Source organism: Streptomyces sp. NPDC091377, assembly GCF_044757045.1.
Classification (GTDB): domain Bacteria; phylum Actinomycetota; class Actinomycetes; order Streptomycetales; family Streptomycetaceae; genus Streptomyces.
This window is the reverse complement of record NZ_JBIVUE010000061.1, coordinates 1-1,236: the sequence shown is the minus strand read 5'-3', so window position 1 is coordinate 1,236 and position 1,236 is coordinate 1. Positions and strand designations below refer to the sequence as shown.

Below are 1,236 nucleotides of genomic sequence, written 5' to 3'. Positions count from 1 at the left end.
CGCGATGAAGCGTTTGAGGCAGCGGAAGATGTCCTTCTTTGACATGCCTTCGGCTGTGCGCCGGGCGACGTAGAGCCGCGTGCGGGGGTCGTAGCGCATCCGCACGAGGGCGATCGTGTGGAGCGCGTGGTTGGCCTGGCGGTCACCTCCGCGGTTGAGGCGGTGGCGGTTGGTCCGGCCAGAGCTGGCGGAGATCGGGGATGCTCCGCAGAGATGGGCGAAGGAGGCTTCGGATTTCAGCCGGCCGGGATTGTCTCCGGCGGTGATCAGCAGCTGGGCCGCCGTTTCGGTGCCGATACCGACCAGCTCGACCAGCCCCGGGGCGGCCTGTGCGACCAGGGGGTCGAGTTCAGCGTCGGCCTCGGCTATCTCCTCGGTCAGGTGCTGGTAGCGACGGGCAAGCCGTCGCAGAGCGGTGCGGACCGCGCAGGTCGGGTCGGCGAGATCGGTGCCGGGGCGGGACCGGGAGAGCTGCGCGATCAACTGGTAGGTGGGCAGGCCGCGCAGGCGTTCGCGCACCTCGGCGGGGGCGGAGACGATGAGGGTTCGAATCTGGTTGATCGTCTGAGTGCGGGACTTGATGGCCGAGCGGCGGACCACACGCAGGGACCGGATGGCCTCGACGATGCCGTCGCGGGTCTTGGGAGTGCCACCCGCGCGGCCGGACAGGACAGCCGTGGCGGCCGCGTAGGCATCAACGGGGTCGGACTTGCCGTTGGCCCGCCGGGCCTTGCGGTCGGGCCGGTCCACGTCCATGACGGTGAGCTCGTGCGCCCTCAGGAACCGGGCAAGTTCGGAGCCGTAGGCGCCGGTGCCCTCGACTCCGACGGCGAGGACCTCGCCGTGTGCGCGCAGCCACTCCAGCAAGCAACGGTAGCCGTCGGGGGTGGTCGGGAACGCTGCTGTGGCCAGGTGGCGGCCGATGGAGTCGATTACTGCGGCCTGGTGGAAGTCGGTGTGGGTGTCCACACCGCCGACCACCGAGATCTGGTCTGCCATGCTGGGTCCTGCTGTCCTTCCGTGCGATGCGCGAGGGAGCGCACGGGCCGGTCGGGCGGCTGGACAAGACTGTGGTGGGACCTTTGGCCGGGCTCCTATTAGGTCACAGAAGCCCGACCGGCCGCGTGCATTGCGGCACCGCCCAGCCGGCCGACGATTCCAGAAATGGACAGCCGAGGCGTCAGTCATTCGGTGGGTCAGACCGCCGAGCGGTGCCATCAGCAATCCTCACAGTCA

The 1,236-nt window shown here is 69.2% G+C and carries 1 protein-coding gene; it reads right to left on the bottom strand.

The genetic code is table 11. From position 1 onward, the window contains the following. The coding region (locus tag ACIQNG_RS39105) for an IS110 family transposase (RefSeq protein ID WP_401492034.1) at positions 1 to 999 on the bottom strand (999 nt) is incomplete at its 3' end. Between the last annotated feature and the right edge of the window lie 237 nt (positions 1,000 to 1,236).